Source organism: Cupriavidus sp. H18C2 (genome assembly GCF_049393795.1).
GTDB lineage: Bacteria > Pseudomonadota > Gammaproteobacteria > Burkholderiales > Burkholderiaceae > Cupriavidus > Cupriavidus pauculus_C.
Genome location: NZ_CP186010.1, coordinates 518,211 through 535,219, shown reverse-complemented (window position 1 = coordinate 535,219; position 17,009 = coordinate 518,211). Strand labels below are relative to the sequence as shown.

General features: G+C 68.8%; 12 protein-coding genes. 6 read left to right on the top strand and 6 right to left on the bottom strand.

Annotated elements, in window-relative coordinates; translation table 11 throughout:
• Positions 1 to 4 precede the first annotated feature (4 nt).
• The 4 genes from EPAKOI_RS02480 to EPAKOI_RS02465 all read left to right on the top strand — a co-directional run bounded on the left by EPAKOI_RS02480 (position 5) and on the right by EPAKOI_RS02465 (position 8,605).
• Positions 5 to 3,208, top strand: coding sequence for an MdtB/MuxB family multidrug efflux RND transporter permease subunit (locus tag EPAKOI_RS02480; protein ID WP_423192874.1), 3,204 nt, complete (start codon positions 5 to 7; stop codon positions 3,206 to 3,208).
• Positions 3,205 to 6,513 carry an efflux RND transporter permease subunit gene (locus EPAKOI_RS02475; RefSeq protein WP_124682346.1) on the top strand — a complete coding sequence of 1,103 codons (3,309 nt, stop codon included), beginning with the start codon at positions 3,205 to 3,207 and terminating at the stop codon, positions 6,511 to 6,513. The genes EPAKOI_RS02480 and EPAKOI_RS02475 overlap by 4 nt, the downstream gene beginning before the upstream one ends.
• Entirely contained in the window at positions 6,513 to 8,030 is a 1,518-nt protein-coding gene (locus tag EPAKOI_RS02470) for an efflux transporter outer membrane subunit (RefSeq protein ID WP_423192873.1), read from the top strand. Before EPAKOI_RS02475 ends, EPAKOI_RS02470 begins: the two co-directional genes overlap by 1 nt.
• Positions 8,031 to 8,176: 146 nt before the next feature.
• Positions 8,177 to 8,605, top strand: coding sequence for a hypothetical protein (locus EPAKOI_RS02465; RefSeq protein WP_124682348.1), 429 nt, complete (start codon positions 8,177 to 8,179; stop codon positions 8,603 to 8,605).
• A 15-nt stretch (positions 8,606 to 8,620) separates the two neighbouring features.
• Here EPAKOI_RS02465 and EPAKOI_RS02460 read toward each other — a convergent pair whose 3' ends face one another.
• Entirely contained in the window at positions 8,621 to 9,520 is a 900-nt protein-coding gene (locus EPAKOI_RS02460) for a LysR family transcriptional regulator (RefSeq protein WP_313835401.1), read from the bottom strand.
• Positions 9,521 to 9,637: 117 nt separating this feature from the next.
• Here EPAKOI_RS02460 and EPAKOI_RS02455 point away from each other — a divergent pair, with 117 nt between their 5' ends.
• Together EPAKOI_RS02455 and dacB are read left to right on the top strand one after the other, a co-directional pair.
• A complete protein-coding gene (locus tag EPAKOI_RS02455) occupies positions 9,638 to 10,108 on the top strand; it encodes a PACE efflux transporter (RefSeq protein ID WP_124682350.1) in 471 nt (156 codons plus the stop codon).
• A 106-nt stretch (positions 10,109 to 10,214) separates the two neighbouring features.
• The gene (gene dacB / locus EPAKOI_RS02450) at positions 10,215 to 11,804 is read left to right on the top strand and encodes a D-alanyl-D-alanine carboxypeptidase/D-alanyl-D-alanine endopeptidase (RefSeq protein ID WP_423192872.1); all 1,590 of its coding nucleotides are present in this window, start codon (positions 10,215 to 10,217) and stop codon (positions 11,802 to 11,804) included.
• Positions 11,805 to 12,045: 241 nt separating this feature from the next.
• On the opposite strand, the gene EPAKOI_RS02445 is transcribed toward dacB, so the two are convergent.
• The 5 genes from EPAKOI_RS02445 to fba all read right to left on the bottom strand — a co-directional run bounded on the left by EPAKOI_RS02445 (position 12,046) and on the right by fba (position 16,952).
• Entirely contained in the window at positions 12,046 to 13,038 is a 993-nt protein-coding gene (locus EPAKOI_RS02445; protein ID WP_423192871.1) for an L-threonylcarbamoyladenylate synthase, read from the bottom strand.
• Between the two features lie 6 nt (positions 13,039 to 13,044).
• Positions 13,045 to 14,289, bottom strand: coding sequence for a 5-(carboxyamino)imidazole ribonucleotide synthase (locus EPAKOI_RS02440; RefSeq protein WP_423192870.1), 1,245 nt, complete (start codon positions 14,287 to 14,289; stop codon positions 13,045 to 13,047).
• A gap of 44 nt (positions 14,290 to 14,333) precedes the next feature.
• Entirely contained in the window at positions 14,334 to 14,831 is a 498-nt protein-coding gene (purE, locus tag EPAKOI_RS02435) for a 5-(carboxyamino)imidazole ribonucleotide mutase (RefSeq protein ID WP_423192869.1), read from the bottom strand.
• Positions 14,832 to 14,848: 17 nt separating this feature from the next.
• The gene (locus EPAKOI_RS02430) at positions 14,849 to 15,757 is read right to left on the bottom strand and encodes a phosphoribosylaminoimidazolesuccinocarboxamide synthase (RefSeq protein ID WP_313837756.1); all 909 of its coding nucleotides are present in this window, start codon (positions 15,755 to 15,757) and stop codon (positions 14,849 to 14,851) included.
• A gap of 130 nt (positions 15,758 to 15,887) precedes the next feature.
• Positions 15,888 to 16,952: a class II fructose-bisphosphate aldolase gene (gene fba / locus EPAKOI_RS02425; RefSeq protein ID WP_124682356.1), complete on the bottom strand. Its 1,065-nt coding sequence runs from the start codon at positions 16,950 to 16,952 to the stop codon at positions 15,888 to 15,890.
• Positions 16,953 to 17,009: the final 57 nt, after the last annotated feature.

Below are 17,009 nucleotides of genomic sequence, written 5' to 3'. Positions count from 1 at the left end.
AGGCATGAATCCTTCACGCATCTTCATCGAGCGGCCAGTCGCCACGGCGCTGCTGATGCTGGCCATCCTGCTGTCGGGGCTGGTCGCATTCAAGCTGCTGCCGCTTTCCGCGCTGCCTGAGGTCGACTACCCGACCATCCAGGTGACCACGCTCTACCCCGGCGCCAGCCCCGACGTGATGACGTCGTCGGTCACCGCACCGCTGGAGCGCCAGTTCGGCCAGATGCCGGGCCTGAAGCAGATGTCGTCGTCGTCCTCGGGCGGCGCGTCGGTGATCACGCTGCAGTTCGAGCTGTCGCTGTCGCTCGACGTGGCCGAGCAGGAGGTGCAGGCCGCCATCAACGCCGGCGGCAACCTGCTGCCGGCCGACCTGCCGATGCCGCCCGTCTACAGCAAGGTCAACCCGGCCGACGCGCCGATCATGACGCTGGCGATGACGTCCGACACGCTGCCGCTGCCCAAGCTGCAGGACATGGTGGACACCCGCGTGGCGGCCAAGATCTCGCAGATCCAGGGCGTGGGGCTGGTGACGATCAGCGGCGGCCAGCGCCCGGCCGTGCGCATCCAGGCCAACCCGACGGCGCTGGCCAACCTGGGCATGTCGATCGACGACCTGCGCACGGCCATCGGCAGCGCCAACGTGAACGGCGCCAAGGGCAGCTTCGACGGCCCGTCGCGCGCGTCCACCATCGACGCCAACGACCAGCTCAAGTCCGCCGACGAGTACCGGCAGATCATCATCGGCTACCAGAACGGCGCGCCGATCCGCATCACCGACGTGGCCGAGATCGTCGACGGCCCCGAGAACAGCCGCCTGGCCGCCTGGGCCAACGCCAGGCCGGCCATCGTCGTGAACATCCAGCGCCAGCCCGGCGCCAACGTGATCGAGGTGGTGGACCGCATCAAGACACTGCTGCCGCAGTTGCAGGCGGCGCTGCCGGCGTCGGTCCACGTGCAGCTGCTGACCGACCGCACCACCACCATCCGGGCCTCGGTGCGCGACGTGGAGTTCGAGCTGCTGCTGGCCATCGCGCTGGTGGTGATGGTGATCTTCATCTTCCTGCGCAACGTGTCGGCCACGATCATCCCGGGCGTGGCGGTGCCGCTGTCGCTGGTGGGCACGTTCGGCGTGATGTACCTGGCCGGCTTCTCGATCAACAACCTCACGCTGATGGCGCTGACCATCGCCACGGGCTTCGTGGTGGACGACGCCATCGTGATGATCGAGAACATCATGCGCTACATCGAGGAAGGCGATTCCCCGATGGCGGCCGCGCTAAAGGGGTCCAAGCAGATCGGCTTCACGATCATCTCGCTGACGTTCTCGCTGGTGGCCGTGCTGATCCCGCTGCTGTTCATGGGCGACGTGGTGGGCCGGCTGTTCCGCGAGTTCGCCATCACGCTGGCGGTCTCCATCCTGATCTCGGCCGTGGTGTCGCTGACACTGACGCCGATGATGTGCGCGCGGCTGCTGCGCCACGTGCCCGAGTCCGAACAATCGCGCTTCCACCTGGCCACGGGCCGCTTCTTCGACAACGTGATCGCCAGGTACGGCCGGGCGCTGGAATGGGTGCTGGCGCGGCAGACCGCCACGCTGGTGGTGGCCGTCGGCACGCTGGTGCTGACCGGCCTGCTCTACCTGCTGGTGCCCAAGGGCTTCTTCCCGGTGCAGGACACCGGCGTGATCCAGGCCATCACCGAGGCCGCGCAGACCAGTTCGTTCCAGTCGATGGGCCGCAAGCAGGAAGCGGTGCAGAAGGTGATCCTGGAGGACCCGGCCGTGGCCAGCGTCTCGTCGTTCATCGGCGTGGACGGCACCAACCAGACCATCAACGCCGGCCGCATGCTGATCAACCTCAAGCCCAAGGACGAGCGCGACAGCATGGCGGTGGTGACCGACCGCCTGCAGGCGGCCGTGCAGAAGCTGGGCGGCGTGGCGCTCTACATGCAGCCGGTGCAGGACCTGACGATCGAGGACCGCGTCGCGCGCACGCAGTACCAGTTCACGGTGGAGGACCCCGATCCGAACGTGCTGGCCGAATGGGTGCCGAAGCTGGTGGAACGCCTGCAGCGCGAGCCCGAGCTGCGCGACGTGGCCAGCGACCAGCAGAACAACGGCCTGCGTGCGTTCGTCGAGATCGACCGCGACGCCGCCGCCCGCTTCGGCATCACTACGGCCGTGATCGACAGCGCGCTCTACAGCGCCTTCGGCCAGCGGCTGATCTCCACGATCTTCACGCAAGCCAGCCAGTACCGCGTGGTGCTGGAGACCATGCCGGAATTCCGCACCAGCCCGGCGTCGCTGGCCGAGCTGCGGCTGCCGTCGTCGTCGGGCGGACAGGTGCCGCTGGGGTCGATCGCGCGTATTTCCGAGCGTACCGGGCCGCTCGTCATCAACCACCAGGGCCAGTTCCCGGCCGCGACGATCTCGTTCAACCTGGCGCCGGGCGAGTCGCTGGGCGCCGCCGTCGACAAGATCACGAAGGTGGAGCAGGAAATCGGCCTGCCGATCTCGATGGCCACCGAATTCCAGGGCGCCGCGCTGGCGTTCCGGGCGTCGCTGTCGAACACGCTCTGGCTGATCCTGGCCGCCGTGGTGACGATGTACATCGTGCTGGGCGTGCTGTACGAGAGCACCATCCACCCGGTGACCATCCTGTCGACGCTGCCGTCGGCCGGCGTGGGCGCGCTGCTGGCGCTGCTGCTGTTCCGGCAGGACCTGGGCATCATCGCCATCATCGGCATCATCCTGCTGATCGGCATCGTCAAGAAGAACGCGATCATGATGATCGACTTCGCGCTGGAAGCCGAACGCGAGCACGGCATGAAGCCGTACGACGCGATCTTCCAGGCGTGCCTGCTGCGCTTCCGGCCGATCCTGATGACCACGATGGCCGCGCTGCTGGCGGCGCTGCCGATGATGCTGGGCTCGGGCATCGGGTCCGAGCTGCGCCGGCCGCTGGGCATCACGATGGTGGGCGGCCTGCTGGTCAGCCAGGTGCTGACGCTGTTCACCACGCCGGTGATCTACCTGGCGTTTGACCGGGTGGCGTACCGGCTCAAGGGCTGGCGCAAGCGCCGCTTCGGCGACCCGGACGAGGGTGGCGATGACGGCACGGGCGGCACGGGCGGCACGGGCAACGCTGGCGACGACAGCGGTGACGGCGGCGTGGCGCCGCGCCATCCGCAGGAGCCGACCCTGCGATGAACCTGTCGGCCGCCTTCATCCATCGCCCGGTTGCCACCGCGCTGCTGACCATCGGCATCCTGCTGGCGGGGCTGGCCGCGTTCCGGCTGCTACCGGTATCGCCGCTGCCGCAGGTGGACTTTCCGACGATCTCGGTCTCGGCGTCGCTGCCCGGCGCCAGCCCGGAGACCATGGCCGCCACCGTGGCCACGCCGCTGGAGCGCGCGCTTGGCGCGATTGCCGGGGTCACCGAGATCACGTCGAGCAGCTCGCTGGGCTCCACGCGCGTGACGCTGCAGTTCGACCTGTCGCGCGACATCGACGGCGCAGCGCGCGACGTGCAGGCCGCCATCAACGCGTCCCGCGCCACGCTGCCCACGAGCCTGCCGAACAATCCCACCTACCGCAAGGTCAACCCGGCCGACGCGCCGATCATGATCATCGCGCTGACGTCGCCCACCATGTCGCGCGGCCAGCTCTACGACGCGGCGTCCACCATCCTCTCGCAGAAGCTGTCGCAGGTGGAGGGCGTGGGCCAGGTGACGATTGGCGGCTCGTCGCTGCCGGCCGTGCGCGTGGAGCTGAATCCCACGGCGCTGAACCAGTACGGCATCTCGCTGGAGGATGTGCGCAACACGATCAGCGCCACCAACGCCAACCGGCCGCTGGGCATCCTGGACAACGCCAGCACGGCGTGGCAGGTGTATGCCAACGACCAGGCGATGGCGGCCAAGGACTACATGCCGCTGATCATCCGCTACGCCACGCCGGGCACGTATTCGTCGACCTCGGCCGGCGCGCTGATCGCCAGCACGGCCAACGCGGCCGCCGGCGGCAACGTCAGCACCAAGACCGTCAACGGCGTCACCACGACCACCATCACCACCAGCAGCGGCACGCAGACCATCAGCACCGGCGCCACGGGCGGCAACACGGCCAACCCGGGCCCCAACTCGTTCGCGGTGCCGGTGCGGCTGCAGGACGTGGCCAATGTGGTGGATTCGGTGCAGGACATCCGCAATGCGGGGTCGGCCAACGGCAAGCCGTCGGTGCTGCTGGTGCTGAACCGGTCGCCCGGCGCCAACATCATCGAGACGGTGGACCGCGTCAACGCGATGCTGCCGACGCTGCGCAAGATGATCCCGGCCACGATCTCGATGGACGTGATGATGGACCGCACGCCCACCATCCGCGCGTCGCTGCGCGAGGTGGAGCACACGCTGATGATCTCGGTGGCGCTGGTGATCATGGTGGTGTTCGTGTTCCTGCGCAACGTGCGCGCCACGCTGATCCCCAGCGTGGCCGTGCCGGTGTCGCTGGTGGGTACGTTCTCGGTCATGTACCTGGCCGGTTTCTCGCTGAACAACCTCTCGCTGATGGCGCTGACGATTGCCACGGGGTTCGTGGTCGACGACGCCATCGTGGTGCTGGAGAACATCTCGCGCCACATCGAGGAAGGCATGAAGCCGCTGGCCGCCGCGCTGCGCGGCGCGCGCGAGGTGGGCTTCACGGTGCTGTCGATGAGCCTGTCGCTGATCGCCGTGTTCATCCCGCTGCTGCTGATGGGCGGCATCGTCGGCCGGCTGTTCCAGGAGTTCGCCATCACGCTGTCGGTGGCCATCCTGGTGTCGCTGGTGGTGTCGCTGACCACCACGCCGATGATGTGCGCGCGGCTGCTGCGCACGCCCCGCCCGGACGTGCCGCAGGGCCGCTTCTACCGCGCCAGCGAGCGCGTCTTCACCTGGATGCAGGACGCCTACGGCCGCACGCTGGGCGTGGCGCTGCGGCACGGCCCGGTCGTCTGGATCGTGCTGCTGCTGACCATCGCGCTGAACGTGTACCTGTACGTGATCGTGCCCAAGGGGTTCTTTCCGCAGCAGGACACGGGCCGGCTGATCGGCTTCATCCGCGCGGACCAGGCCACGTCGTTCCAGCTGATGCGGACCAAGCTCGACAGCTTCATCAAGATCGTCCAGTCCGATCCGGCCGTGGTCAACGTCACCGGCTTCACGGGCGGCTCCCAGCGCAACACGGGCCAGATGTTCGTGACGCTAAAGCCGCTGTCCGAGCGCACCGAGACGGCCGACCAGATCGTCGCCCGGCTGCGCGTGAAGCTGGCCAGGGAGCCCGGCGCAAGCCTGTTCCTGACGCCGGTGCAGGACATCCGCGTGGGCGGCCGGCAGAGCAGTTCGGCCTATCAGTTCACGCTGCAGTCCGATGACCTGGAGGTGCTGCGCGCCTGGGAACCCAAGGTGCGCGCGGCCATCTCGAACATCAAGGGGCTGGAGGACGTGGACACCGACACCAACGACAAGGGCCTGCAGACGTCGGTCATCATCGACCGCGACACGGCGTCCAAGCTCGGCGTGACGGCCCAGCAGGTGGACGCCATCCTGAACGATGCCTTCGGCCAGCGGCTGGTGTCGACGATCTACCACCCGCTGAACCAGTACCGCGTGGTCATGGAACTGAGCCCCGAGTACCTGCAGGGGCCGCACGCGCTGCAGGACATCTACGTGGTCACCGGCAACGGCAACCGCGTGCCGCTGTCGGCCTTTGCCCGCGTGGTGCCCACCAGCACGCCGCTGGGCGTGAACCACCAGGGCCAGTTCGCGGCGTCGACCATCTCGTTCAACCTGGCCGAAGGTTATTCGCTGTCGCAGGCCACCGACGCCATCAAGCTGGCGATGGCCCAGATCGGCGCGCCCGAGACGCTGCAGGCCAACTTCGCCGGCGGTGCCAAGGCGTTCCAGGACTCGCTCAAGAGCCAGCCGCTACTGATCCTGGCGGCCATCATCACGATCTACATCGTGCTGGGCATTCTGTACGAAAGCTACGTGCACCCGCTGACGATCCTGTCGACGCTGCCGTCGGCCGGCGTGGGCGCGCTGCTGGCGCTGCTGCTGTTCAAGACCGAGTTCAGCATCATCGCGCTGATCGGCGTGATCCTGCTGATCGGGATCGTTAAGAAGAACGCGATCATGATGATCGACTTCGCCATCGACGCCGAACGCCGCGACGGCCTGAGCCCGCGCGACGCCATCTTCCGCGCCTGCCTGCTGCGCTTCCGGCCGATCATGATGACCACGGCGGCGGCGCTGCTGGGCGCCATCCCGCTGGCCATCGGCCGCGGCGACGGCGCCGAGCTGCGCGCCCCGCTGGGCATCTCCATCGTCGGCGGCCTGGTGGTCAGCCAGTTGCTCACGCTCTACACGACGCCAGTGGTCTACCTGACGCTCGACCGCTGGCGCCTGAAAGTCAACGCCTGGCGCGCCCGCCGCCAGCGCGGCCGTGGCGATGGCGCCGCGCCGCACCTTGAACACTGATGAAAGCTCCCGCAATGTTCCGCCGCCATTTTCCGATCCCGGCCTCGTTCTCCGCCGTTGCCCTGGCCTGCGCCCTGCTGGCCGGCTGCGCGGTGGGCCCCGACTACCAGCGCCCCGACGCCCCCGTGCCCAAGGCGTTCAAGGAAGCCGGCGACGCGATGCCCGCCTGGACCGGCGACTGGAAGACCGCCGAGCCGCAGGACACGATGGCCCGCCCCGACTGGTGGCGCGCGTTCGACGATCCGGTGCTCGACGGCCTGATGTCGCAGGTCCAGGTATCGAACCAGAACATCAAGGCCGCCGAGGCCGTCTACCGCCAGGCCACCGCCGCGCTGGCGGCCGCGCGCGCCGGCTATTTCCCGACGGTGGGCGCCAACGCGGGCGTGTCGCGCGGCGCGTCCAGCTCGGGCGGCCGCATCACCAACGGCCAGAACGCGACGCTGTCCGCCACATGGGAGATCGACGTCTGGGGCCGCATCCGCCGGCAGGTGGAAAGCGCCCAGGCCGGCGCGCAGGCCAGCGAGGCCGACCTGGCATCGACGCTGCTGTCCACGCAGGCCACGCTGGCGCAGAGCTACTTCCTGCTGCGCGTGGCCGATGCCCAGCGCGCGCTGCTGGAACGCACCGTGGCCGACTACCAGCGCTCGCTGCAACTGGTGCAGAACCAGTACCAGGCCGGCACGGCGCAGCGCTCCGACGTGCTGCAGTCCGAGACCCAGCTCAAGTCCGCCCAGGCCCAGTTGATCGACATCCGGATCACGCGCGCCCAGTACGAACACGCGCTGGCCGTGCTCGTCGGCAAGCCGCCGGCCGACCTGGCGCTGGCCGTGGCCGATGCCGACGTCACGCTGCCGCGCGTGCCCGTGGCGGTGCCGTCGACGCTGCTCGAACGCCGCCCGGACATCGCCGCCGCCGAACGCCGCATGGCATCGGCCAACGCCGACATCGGCGTGGCGCAGGCCGCGTACTACCCGACGCTCTCGCTGTCCGCATCGGGCGGGCTGACAGCCAGCACGCTCGCGCGCTGGCTGTCGCTGCCGGACCGCGTATGGTCGGTCGGCGCCGGCCTGGCCGGCACCGTGTTCGACGGCGGCCTGCGCAGCGCCGCCAAGGCCCAGGCCGTGGCCGCCTACGACCAGACCGTCGCCAACTATCGCCAGACCGTGCTGGAAGCCTTCCAGGAAGTCGAGGACAACCTCGCCGCCGCCCGCCTGCTGGACGAGGAAGCGCAGGTCCAGTACGACGCCCTGCGCTCGGCCCGCGAGGCGCTGGCGCTGGTCAACAACCGCTACAAGGCCGGCACCGCCGGCCTGCTGGACGTGCTGACCGCCCAGACCGCCGCCTACACCGCCGAACGCACGGCGCTATCGATCACGGGCCGCCAGTACACGGCGGCCGTGACGCTGATCAAGGCATTGGGGGGTGGGTGGCATGGCCCGACCGCCGACGGCGCACCACAGGCCACCCAGCCGGCACAGCCCGCCCCGCAGCAGGGGGCCGCGGGCGGGGCGTCGTGACATTGGGAAAGGCGGCCGGCGGCATGACGGCAAATTCGTAGAAGTGCGAGAGACAACGGACCGGGGCTGCGTTAGCGTGTCGCGCTATCTATCGTCGTCACGCATCGACAGGAGCGCTGACGAACGACCCGTAATCCCCATCACTCATGTCCGAGAAAACCTGGGTCCGGCTACGGACCTTCTCCCTGCTGTGCCTGCTTCTGGCAGGCACCGTTGCCATCTATGCCCTCCGCCTGGACCCTCGTCCCTGGGATTGTGGGTCGGCCGAAAGAACGCTCGCCGGCGCGGGTTATGTTCTGGAGGTTTGCAGCCTTCCTGACGGCCCGGCCGGCCATCCGCATGAGGCCCGCCTTCGCGTCTACGACCGGCTGGGGAGACTGTTGGCGCATCGCAGCTATCACTTCGCGCCCTGGTCACCCGCAAACAAATTCGACGTTGGCGACAACGAGATTCGATATACCGACGCCGCGCAGCCTGTCCGGGGCGGGACGTTCGAGCTCCACACGTTGACGTTCCCGCCCACCTCGGCGGATCGGCGTGCCGCCAATTTCGTGCGCTGGTTTCTCGACCGGTAACCCACGGCATCCCCCCTAGCGCCCCGCCGGCACCGGCAGCGCCTGCTGGCTGACCCGCTCGCGCAGCCATGTGGCGGCCTTGCCCAGCGGGCGCTGCTTGTGCCAGACCAGTTCCATCGCCACGGGCCAGTCCTGGTCCTGGAAGGTCACCTGCGGCGATACCAGGCCGGCGGCGGCCGGGGAGTTGGCGGCCACGTGCCAGGGGACGAAGGCCCAGCCCAGGCGGCGCTTGACCAGTTCGACGATGACCCACTGGCTTTCCACCCACCAGACCTCGGCGGCCACGCGCAGCCGTTTCTTTTCCTCGCTGTCGCTGCGCGTGGCGACCATCAGTTGGCGGTAGCGCTTCAGGTCCTCGAAGTCGACGCGGGGATGCGCCGCGAGCGGGTGGTCGGGCGCGCAGATGATCGGCATCGGCACCCAGCCCAGCGCGTGGAAGCCCAGTTCCGGCGGCAGGATTTCCTGGCGCCACATGATGCCCAGGTCCGCGCACTGGCTCAGCACCAGCCGGCTCACGTCCTCCATCAGCGGGAACAGGACTTCCAGCTCGACGGACGGAAAGCGCTCGGAAAACTCGGTCAGCAGCTCGCCCAGCGTTTCCTCGGGATACAGCTCGTCGACGGCCAGCGTGAGCCGCGACTCCACGCCCTCGCCCAGGCTCTTGGCGACGCCCCGGAAATGCTCGCAGCGCTCCAGGATCACGCGCGCCTCCAGCAGCAGCCGCTCGCCGGCCGGCGTCAGCACGGGGTAGCGCGCGCTGCGGTCGAACAGCGCGGTGTCCAGGTCGACTTCCAGATTGGCCACTGCCGCGCTGATGACCGACTGGGCCTTGCCCAGGCGCCGGGCGGCGGCGGAGAAAGAGCCGGTCTCGGCGGCGGCGGCGAAGGCCTGCAGTTGGTCCAGGGACAGGCTCATGGGACGGGTCACTCCGCGATCTATCGGTTTGGCAGATGGTATCCAACTTGCGACCCGCTGTCTGGCCGATAGAATGGCGCCCATCGTCGCCCGATACCCGGGCATCTGGAGAATCACATGCGTACCACTGCGGACCGTATCCGTCACACCGTCGGGTTTGAGGTCATCGGTCTGATCGTCTTTGCCCCGCTGGCCAGCCTGGTCTTTGGCTACGACCTGCACCAGATGGGCATCGTCGGCGCGGTCGCCGCGCTGATCGCCGCCACGTGGAACTACGTCTACAACATCCTGTTCGACCGGGCCATGCTGCGGTTCACGGGCCAGCTCAAGAAGTCCACGCCGATCCGCGTGCTCCATGCGGTCATGTTCGAAGGTGGGCTGTTGATCGTGTTCCTGCCATCGGTGGCGTGGTACCTGAACATCGGCCTCGTGGACGCCTTCATCATGGACATTGCCGTGGCCGGCTACTACATGGTCTACGCGTTCTTCTACAACTGGGCGTACGACGCGGTCTTCCCGATCCCGAACGCCACGCCCAACGCCGCCCCGCCCTCCGCCACGCGCGACTGCCAGTCGGCCAACGGCTGACCGGCGGACGCGGCCCCGCCACGCGGCGCGGGGTCGACCTCGCGCGGGAATTGCGGCCGGAAACGGTCGCATGACGTCATCCGGGCTGCATGGACCATGCGTTAACATGCTCGCCATGCCCAACCGCCCGCCCCTGCTCCGCCGCAGCCTGTCGCCCGCCATCGTCGCGGCCACGCTGCTCATCCTCGGCCTGTCCGGAGCCCAGGCCAAGCCCTCGAAGAACACCAAGGCCGCGCGCGCCGCCACGGCGGCGGCCACCGCTGCCGCCACCGCCGGCGTGGCACGCGCCAGGGCCGAGCCGGCCGATCCCGCCGCCGCGCGGTCGGGCCTGCCCGCCACGGTGACCACGGCCCTGCGCCGCGCGCAGGTGCCGCTGTCGGCCGCCAGTTTCTACGTCGTCAAGGTGGGCGCGCCGCAGGCCCGCGTGAGCTGGAATGCGGAAACGCCGATGAATCCGGCGTCGACGATGAAGGTGGTCACCACGTTCGCCGGCCTGCAACTGCTGGGGCCCGACTTCCGCTGGCTGACGTCGCTCTACGCCGACGCCCAGCCCGCCCCCGACGGCACGATCCACGGCAACGTCTACCTGCGCGGCCGCGGCGATCCCAAGCTGGTGCCCGAGGAAATGGCCAAGCTCGTGGCCACGGCCCGGTCCACCGGCGCCGCCACCATCGACGGCGACGTGGTGCTGGACCGCAGCTTCTTTGCCGACGGCGCCGAAGCCGGCTACACGATCGACGGCGAGACGCAGCGCGCCTACAACGTGAATCCGGACGCCCTGCTCTACGCCTTCAAGACGCTTTCGTTCACGATCACGCCCGACGCGGCCAATCGCACCGTCGGCGTTGCAGTTACCCCGGCGCTGGCGCAGTTGCGCGTGGACAACCGGCTGACGCTGGCCAACGGCCGCTGCGGCGACTGGAAGTCACGCGCCACGCCGGCGATCATGCCGCAGCCGGACGGCACGGTCGTCGCATCGTTCGACGGCAGTTATTCGGCCGATTGCGGCGAGCACATCGTCAACCTGGCCACGCTGAGCCATAGCGATTTCATCTGGGGCGGATTCGTCGCCGAATGGCAGAACGCCGGCGGCCGCTTTGCACGCACGCCGGGGCTGCGCAGCGGCGCCGTGCCGCGCGGCGCCTTCCTGCTGGCGCGCCACTACGGCCAGCCGCTTGGCGACATCGTGCGCGACATCAACAAGTATTCGAACAACGTGATGGCCCGCCAGCTATTCCTGACGATCGGCGCGGAAATGGACCGCAAGGGCCCGGCCAGCACCGACAAGTCGTCGCGCGTGATCCACCAGTGGCTGGCCAGGCAGGGGCTGGACATGCCGGGGCTGGTGATGGAAAACGGCTCGGGGCTGTCGCGCGAGGAACGCATCAGCGCCTACGACATGGCCCGCCTGCTGCAACAGGCGCTGGCCAGCAACGTCGGCCCGACGCTGGTCGACTCGCTGCCGATCCTGGGCGTCGACGGCACGCTCCGCAACCGCCTGACGCGCGCCACGGCCGCCGGCAACGCCTACCTGAAAACCGGCACCCTGGCCGACGTCCGCGCGCTGGCCGGCTACGTCGACGCACTCAACGGCGACCGCTACGTGGTGGTGGCCTACATCAACCACCCCAACGCCTCGGCCGCGCAGGAAGCGCACGACGCGCTGATGCAGTGGGTGTACAAGGGGGCGCAGTAAGGCTGGGCGATGGATGTCCCGCGGTGCCTGGCGTACCGCAGCGTGCGGGAGAGGGAGAAAACACTGGGTCAAGTCCAGGTCTTCACTGGTTTCTTGCTCCTCTCCCGCATGCGGGAGAGGAGTTGGGGGTGAGGGCGTTGAGGGTCTGCTCGCCGACCTCGCGGATTTTGACCGCTGGCCCTCACCCCCGGCCCCTCTCCCGCGTTGCGGGCGAGGGGAGAAAGCCAAGAGCTAATCGAATCTATTGTTCCTCGAATGCCGCGGCTGCGCGGCCCAGGCGGTCGCGGACGCCGTCCCATTCGTGGGTTGCCGGGACTGGTTCGAAAACCAGCCGCTGGTAGCCTTCCTTGTCGAGCCGGCGCAGCAGACCGTAGAGCGCCTGGGCGTAGGCGTCCGGCGTGGCCGGGGCCTGGACGTACACGCAGCGTGGGTCCGCGCTGGCCGGTTTCTGGCCGACGTACGCGAGCCGGCCGCCTTCGGGCAACGCTTCCAGATAGGCTGGCAGCCCGTCGGCCGTGGCCAGCGTCAGGGTGGTGCGTGGCGCGTAGTGGGCCTTGAGCGTGCCCGAGGCGCGTGGCGCGGCGGCGTCGGGGGGCAGCGGCACCGTGCCGAGCACGTCGGCCATCATCTGGGCCGTGATCGCGCCGGGGCGCAGCAGCACCGGGCCGGCCGTGTCCAGCCGTGACAGGTCGACGATCGACGATTCGATGCCGACGTCTACGCCATCGCCTTCCAGCACATAGACATCGCCGCCGAATTCGTCGCGCACGTGTTCGGCCGTGGTCGGGCTGACCTGGCCGAACTTGTTGGCCGATGGCGCCGCGATGCCGCCGCGGCCGCGCTTGAAGCGGGCCAGCAGCGCCTGGGCCACCGGGTGCGACGGGCAGCGCAGGCCGATGCTGTCCTGCCCGCCGGCCACGTCGGCCGGGATATGCGCGGCGCGCTTGAGGATGATCGTCAGCGGGCCGGGCCAGAAGGCGTCGATCAGCTTGCTGGCCGCCTCGGGCACCTCGTCGGTCCAGTAGCTGACGTCGCCGCCGTCCACCACGTGCACGATCACCGGATGGTTCGACGGCCGGCCCTTGGCGGCGAAGATGCGCGCCACGGCGGCCGGGTTCTCGGCGTCGGCGCCCAGGCCGTAGACCGTCTCGGTCGGAAAGGCCACGAGCTGGCCCGCTTCCAGGAGTCTGACCGCCTCGTCAAGCTCGGCGGCCGTGGGCATGCGTGCGGACATCGGCGGTCAGAGCGGGATATGCAGCGCCGTGGCCGCGGCGTCGAACGACGTGGACGCCGCCTCGGCATGCTCGCCCACGCAGTTCACGTGGCCCATCTTGCGCGACGGCCGCGCGTCGTTCTTGCCGTACAGGTGCAGCTTGGCGCCGGGCAGGCCCAGCACCTCGTCCCAGGCCGGCGTGCGCTCCAGCCCGAACTCGAACCAGCAGTCGCCCAGCAGGTTCAGCATCTTGCCGGCCGAATGCTGTCGCGTGCTGCCCAGCGGCAGCCGGGCCATCGCCCTCACCTGCTGCTCGAACTGGCTCGTCTCGCAGGCATCCATCGTGATATGGCCGGAATTGTGCGGGCGCGGCGCCATCTCGTTGGCCACCAGCGTGCCGTCGGTCAGCACGAAGAATTCGATGCAGAGCACGCCGACGTAGCCCATTTCCGACGCGATGGCGGCCGCCGCTGCGCGGGCGCGCGTGGCGATGTCGTCGGACACGCTCGTCGACGGCATCGTCGTCGAGAACAGGATGCCGTCGCGGTGCACGTTCTCGGCCAGCGGCCACGTGGCGGTGCTGCCGTCGGCGGCGCGGGCGGCCAGCACGGACACCTCGTAGGCCAGCGGCAGCATCTGCTCCAGCACGCACGGCACGTGCTGCATCGCCTTCCAGGCGGCGCGCACGTCGTCGCGCGTCTTCACGCGCGCCTGGCCCTTGCCGTCGTAGCCCATGCGCGCGGTCTTGAGGATGCCCGGCAGCACGGTGTCGGGCACGTTGTCCACGTCGGCGTCGTGCTGGATCACCCAGTGCGGGGCCGGCGGCACGCCGGTGCGCTCGGCGCATGCCGCGAAGAACTTCTTCTCACCGATGCGGTTCTGGGCAATCGACACGCAGTAGCCGCGCGGCGCCACGAACACGCCGGCCTGCTCCAGGCGGTCCAGCGAGATCGACGGCACGTTCTCGAACTCGGTGCTCACGGCCTGGCACAGCTTCGACAGCTCAGCCAGCGCGGCCTCGTCGGTGTAGCTGGCGCAGATGTGGCGGTCGGCCACGTTGCCGGCCGGGCTGTCCTGGTCGGGGTCGAGCACGCAGACGCGATAGCCCATCGACTGCGCCGCGTGCGTGAACATGCGGCCAAGCTGGCCGCCGCCGAGCATGCCAAGCCACGCGCCGGGCAGGATGGGCGCGCCAGGCGCGTCCACGCCGAATTCGGCGCGCGACTCCGGCGTGTGGGCTTCGGACAGGTAGGGATGGATATCGGTCGGCATGGCTCAGGCTTGGGTCACTACGGATTCTGGAACGGAGGGTGGCGTCACACCGGCAACTGCATCGCGCGCGCGGCCTCGGTCTGCTTGGCCCGGAACGCGTCCAGCGCGGCGGCCAGTGCGTCGTCGGTGCTGGCTAGCGTGGCAATGGCGTGCAGCGCCGCGTTGGCCGCGCCGGCCTCGCCGATCGCGAACGTCGCCACCGGCACGCCTTTGGGCATCTGCACGATCGACAGCAGCGAATCCTCGCCGCGCAGGTACTTGGACGGCACCGGCACGCCGAACACCGGCACGATCGTCTTGGCGGCGATCATGCCCGGCAGGTGCGCCGCGCCGCCGGCCCCGGCGATGATCGCGCGGAGGCCACGGCCGCGCGCCGTCTCGGCGTAGCGGAACATGTCGTCGGCCATGCGGTGGGCCGACACCACCTGTGCCTCGAAGGGCACATTGAAATCCTTGAGCATGGCCACGGCGTGCTGCATCACGTCCCAGTCCGAGCTGCTGCCCATCACCACGCCCACTACGGGCTTTGCTGCTTGCGTCATCGTTCGCGCCCTTCGCCTTACTGCAGTTGCTCGCCGGTCAGGCGGGTCAGTGCTTCCTTGTACTTGTCCGCCGTCTTCTGCACCACGTCGTCGGGCAGTTGGGGGGCCGGGGCGGTCTTGGGCCACGGCTTGCCGTCGATGCGCACGGCCTCCAGCCAGTCGCGCACGAACTGCTTGTCGAACGACGGCGGGTTGGTGCCCACCTGGTACGAATCGGCCGGCCAGAAGCGCGACGAATCGGCGGTCAGCACCTCGTCCATCAGCGTCAGCGTGCCGTCGGCGTCCAGGCCGAACTCGAACTTGGTGTCGGCGATGATGATGCCGCGCGTGGCCGCGTATTCCGACGCTTCCTTGTACAGCCGGATCGAGATGTCGCGCATCTTTGCGGCCAGGTCCTTGCCGATGCGCTGCTCGACTTCCTCGAACGAGATGTTCTCGTCATGCTCGCCCATCTCGGCCTTGGCCGCCGGCGTGAAGATCGGCTCGGGCAGCTTCTGCGCGTTCTGCAGGCCGGCCGGCAGCGCGATGCCGCAGACCTTGCCGGTGGCCTGGTAGTCCTTCCAGCCGCTGCCGGCCAGGTAGCCGCGCACCACCGCTTCCACCAGGATCGGCTTCAGGCGCTTGACCACCACGGCACGGCCCTGCACCTGCGCCACTTCCTCGGGCGCCACCACGCTCTCGGCGGTCACGCCGGTCTCGTGGTTCGGCACGATGTGGGCCAGCCGGCGGAACCAGAAGTTGGCCATCTGGTTCAGCACGCGACCCTTGGCCGGAATCGGCTCGCCCATGACCACGTCGAACGCCGACAGGCGATCGGTCGTCACGATCAGCAGCTTGTCCTCGCCAACGGCGTAGTTGTCGCGGACCTTGCCCTTGCCGAGCAGCGGCAGGGACTGGATGGAGGATTCGTAGAGGGCGTCAGGCATGGTTGGTAAGCGGGTGCGGCGGAAAACAGGCGGGGCTTCGCGCGCAAGCCGAAGCCCCATCAAACGGTAGCGCCCCGGGCGCCCCGCCCGTCATCGGGCGGCCACGCGGCGGGGCGGCGGGGACGGCAGGTTACTGCACGACCTGGGCAAGCTTGCCCGACTTGTACTGGCCGGCGATGTCGGTCAGCGACACGGCCTTGATCTTGCTGGCCTGGCCTTCGCAGCCAAACGCCACGTAGCGGTCCTTGCAGACCAGCTTGGCGGCTTCGCGGGCCGGCTTCAGGTACTCGCGCGGGTCGAACTTGCTCGGGTTCTCGGCAAAGAAGCGGCGGATCGCGCCGGTCATGGCCAGGCGGATGTCGGTGTCGATGTTGATCTTGCGCACGCCGTACTTGATCGCTTCCTGGATTTCCTCGACCGGCACGCCGTACGTTTCCTTCATGTCGCCGCCGAACTTGCGAATTTCCTCCAGCAGCTCCTGCGGCACCGACGACGAGCCGTGCATCACCAGGTGGGTGTTCGGGATGCGGGCGTGGATTTCCTTGATCCGGCTGATCGCCAGGATGTCGCCCGTGGGCTTGCGCGTGAACTTGTAGGCGCCGTGCGAGGTGCCGATGGCGATGGCCAGCGCGTCGAGCTGGGTGGCCTTGACGAAGTCGGCGGCCTGCTCCGGGTCCGTCAGCAGCATCGAGTGGTCGAGCTTGCCCTCGGCGCCGATGCCGTCTTCCTCGCCCGCCTCGCCGGTTTCCAGCGAGCCCAGGCAGCCCAGTTCGCCTTCCACGGTCACGCCCACGGCGTGGGCAAGCTGCACCACCTTGCGGGTCACGTCCACGTTGTACTCGTAATCCGACGGGGTCTTGCCGTCTTCCTTGAGCGAGCCGTCCATCATCACCGACGAGAAGCCCAGGTCGATGGCGCCCTGGCAGATGGCCGGCGACTGGCCGTGATCCTGGTGCATCACCACGGGGATGTGCGGGTAGGCTTCCACGGCCGCTTCGATCAGGTGGCGCAGGAAATGCTCGCCAGCGTACTTGCGCGCCCCGGCGGAGGCCTGCATGATCACCGGCGCGTTCACTTCGTCGGCGGCCTGCATGATGGCCTGCACCTGCTCAAGGTTGTTCACGTTGAAGGCCGGCAGGCCGTAGCCGTTCTCGGCGGCGTGGTCCAGCAACTGGCGCATGGATACGAGTGGCATGTCTTGCTCCTGAATGAAAGGTTTGGGTATCTCGGTGTTCTTGTCGATGCTGCGCCG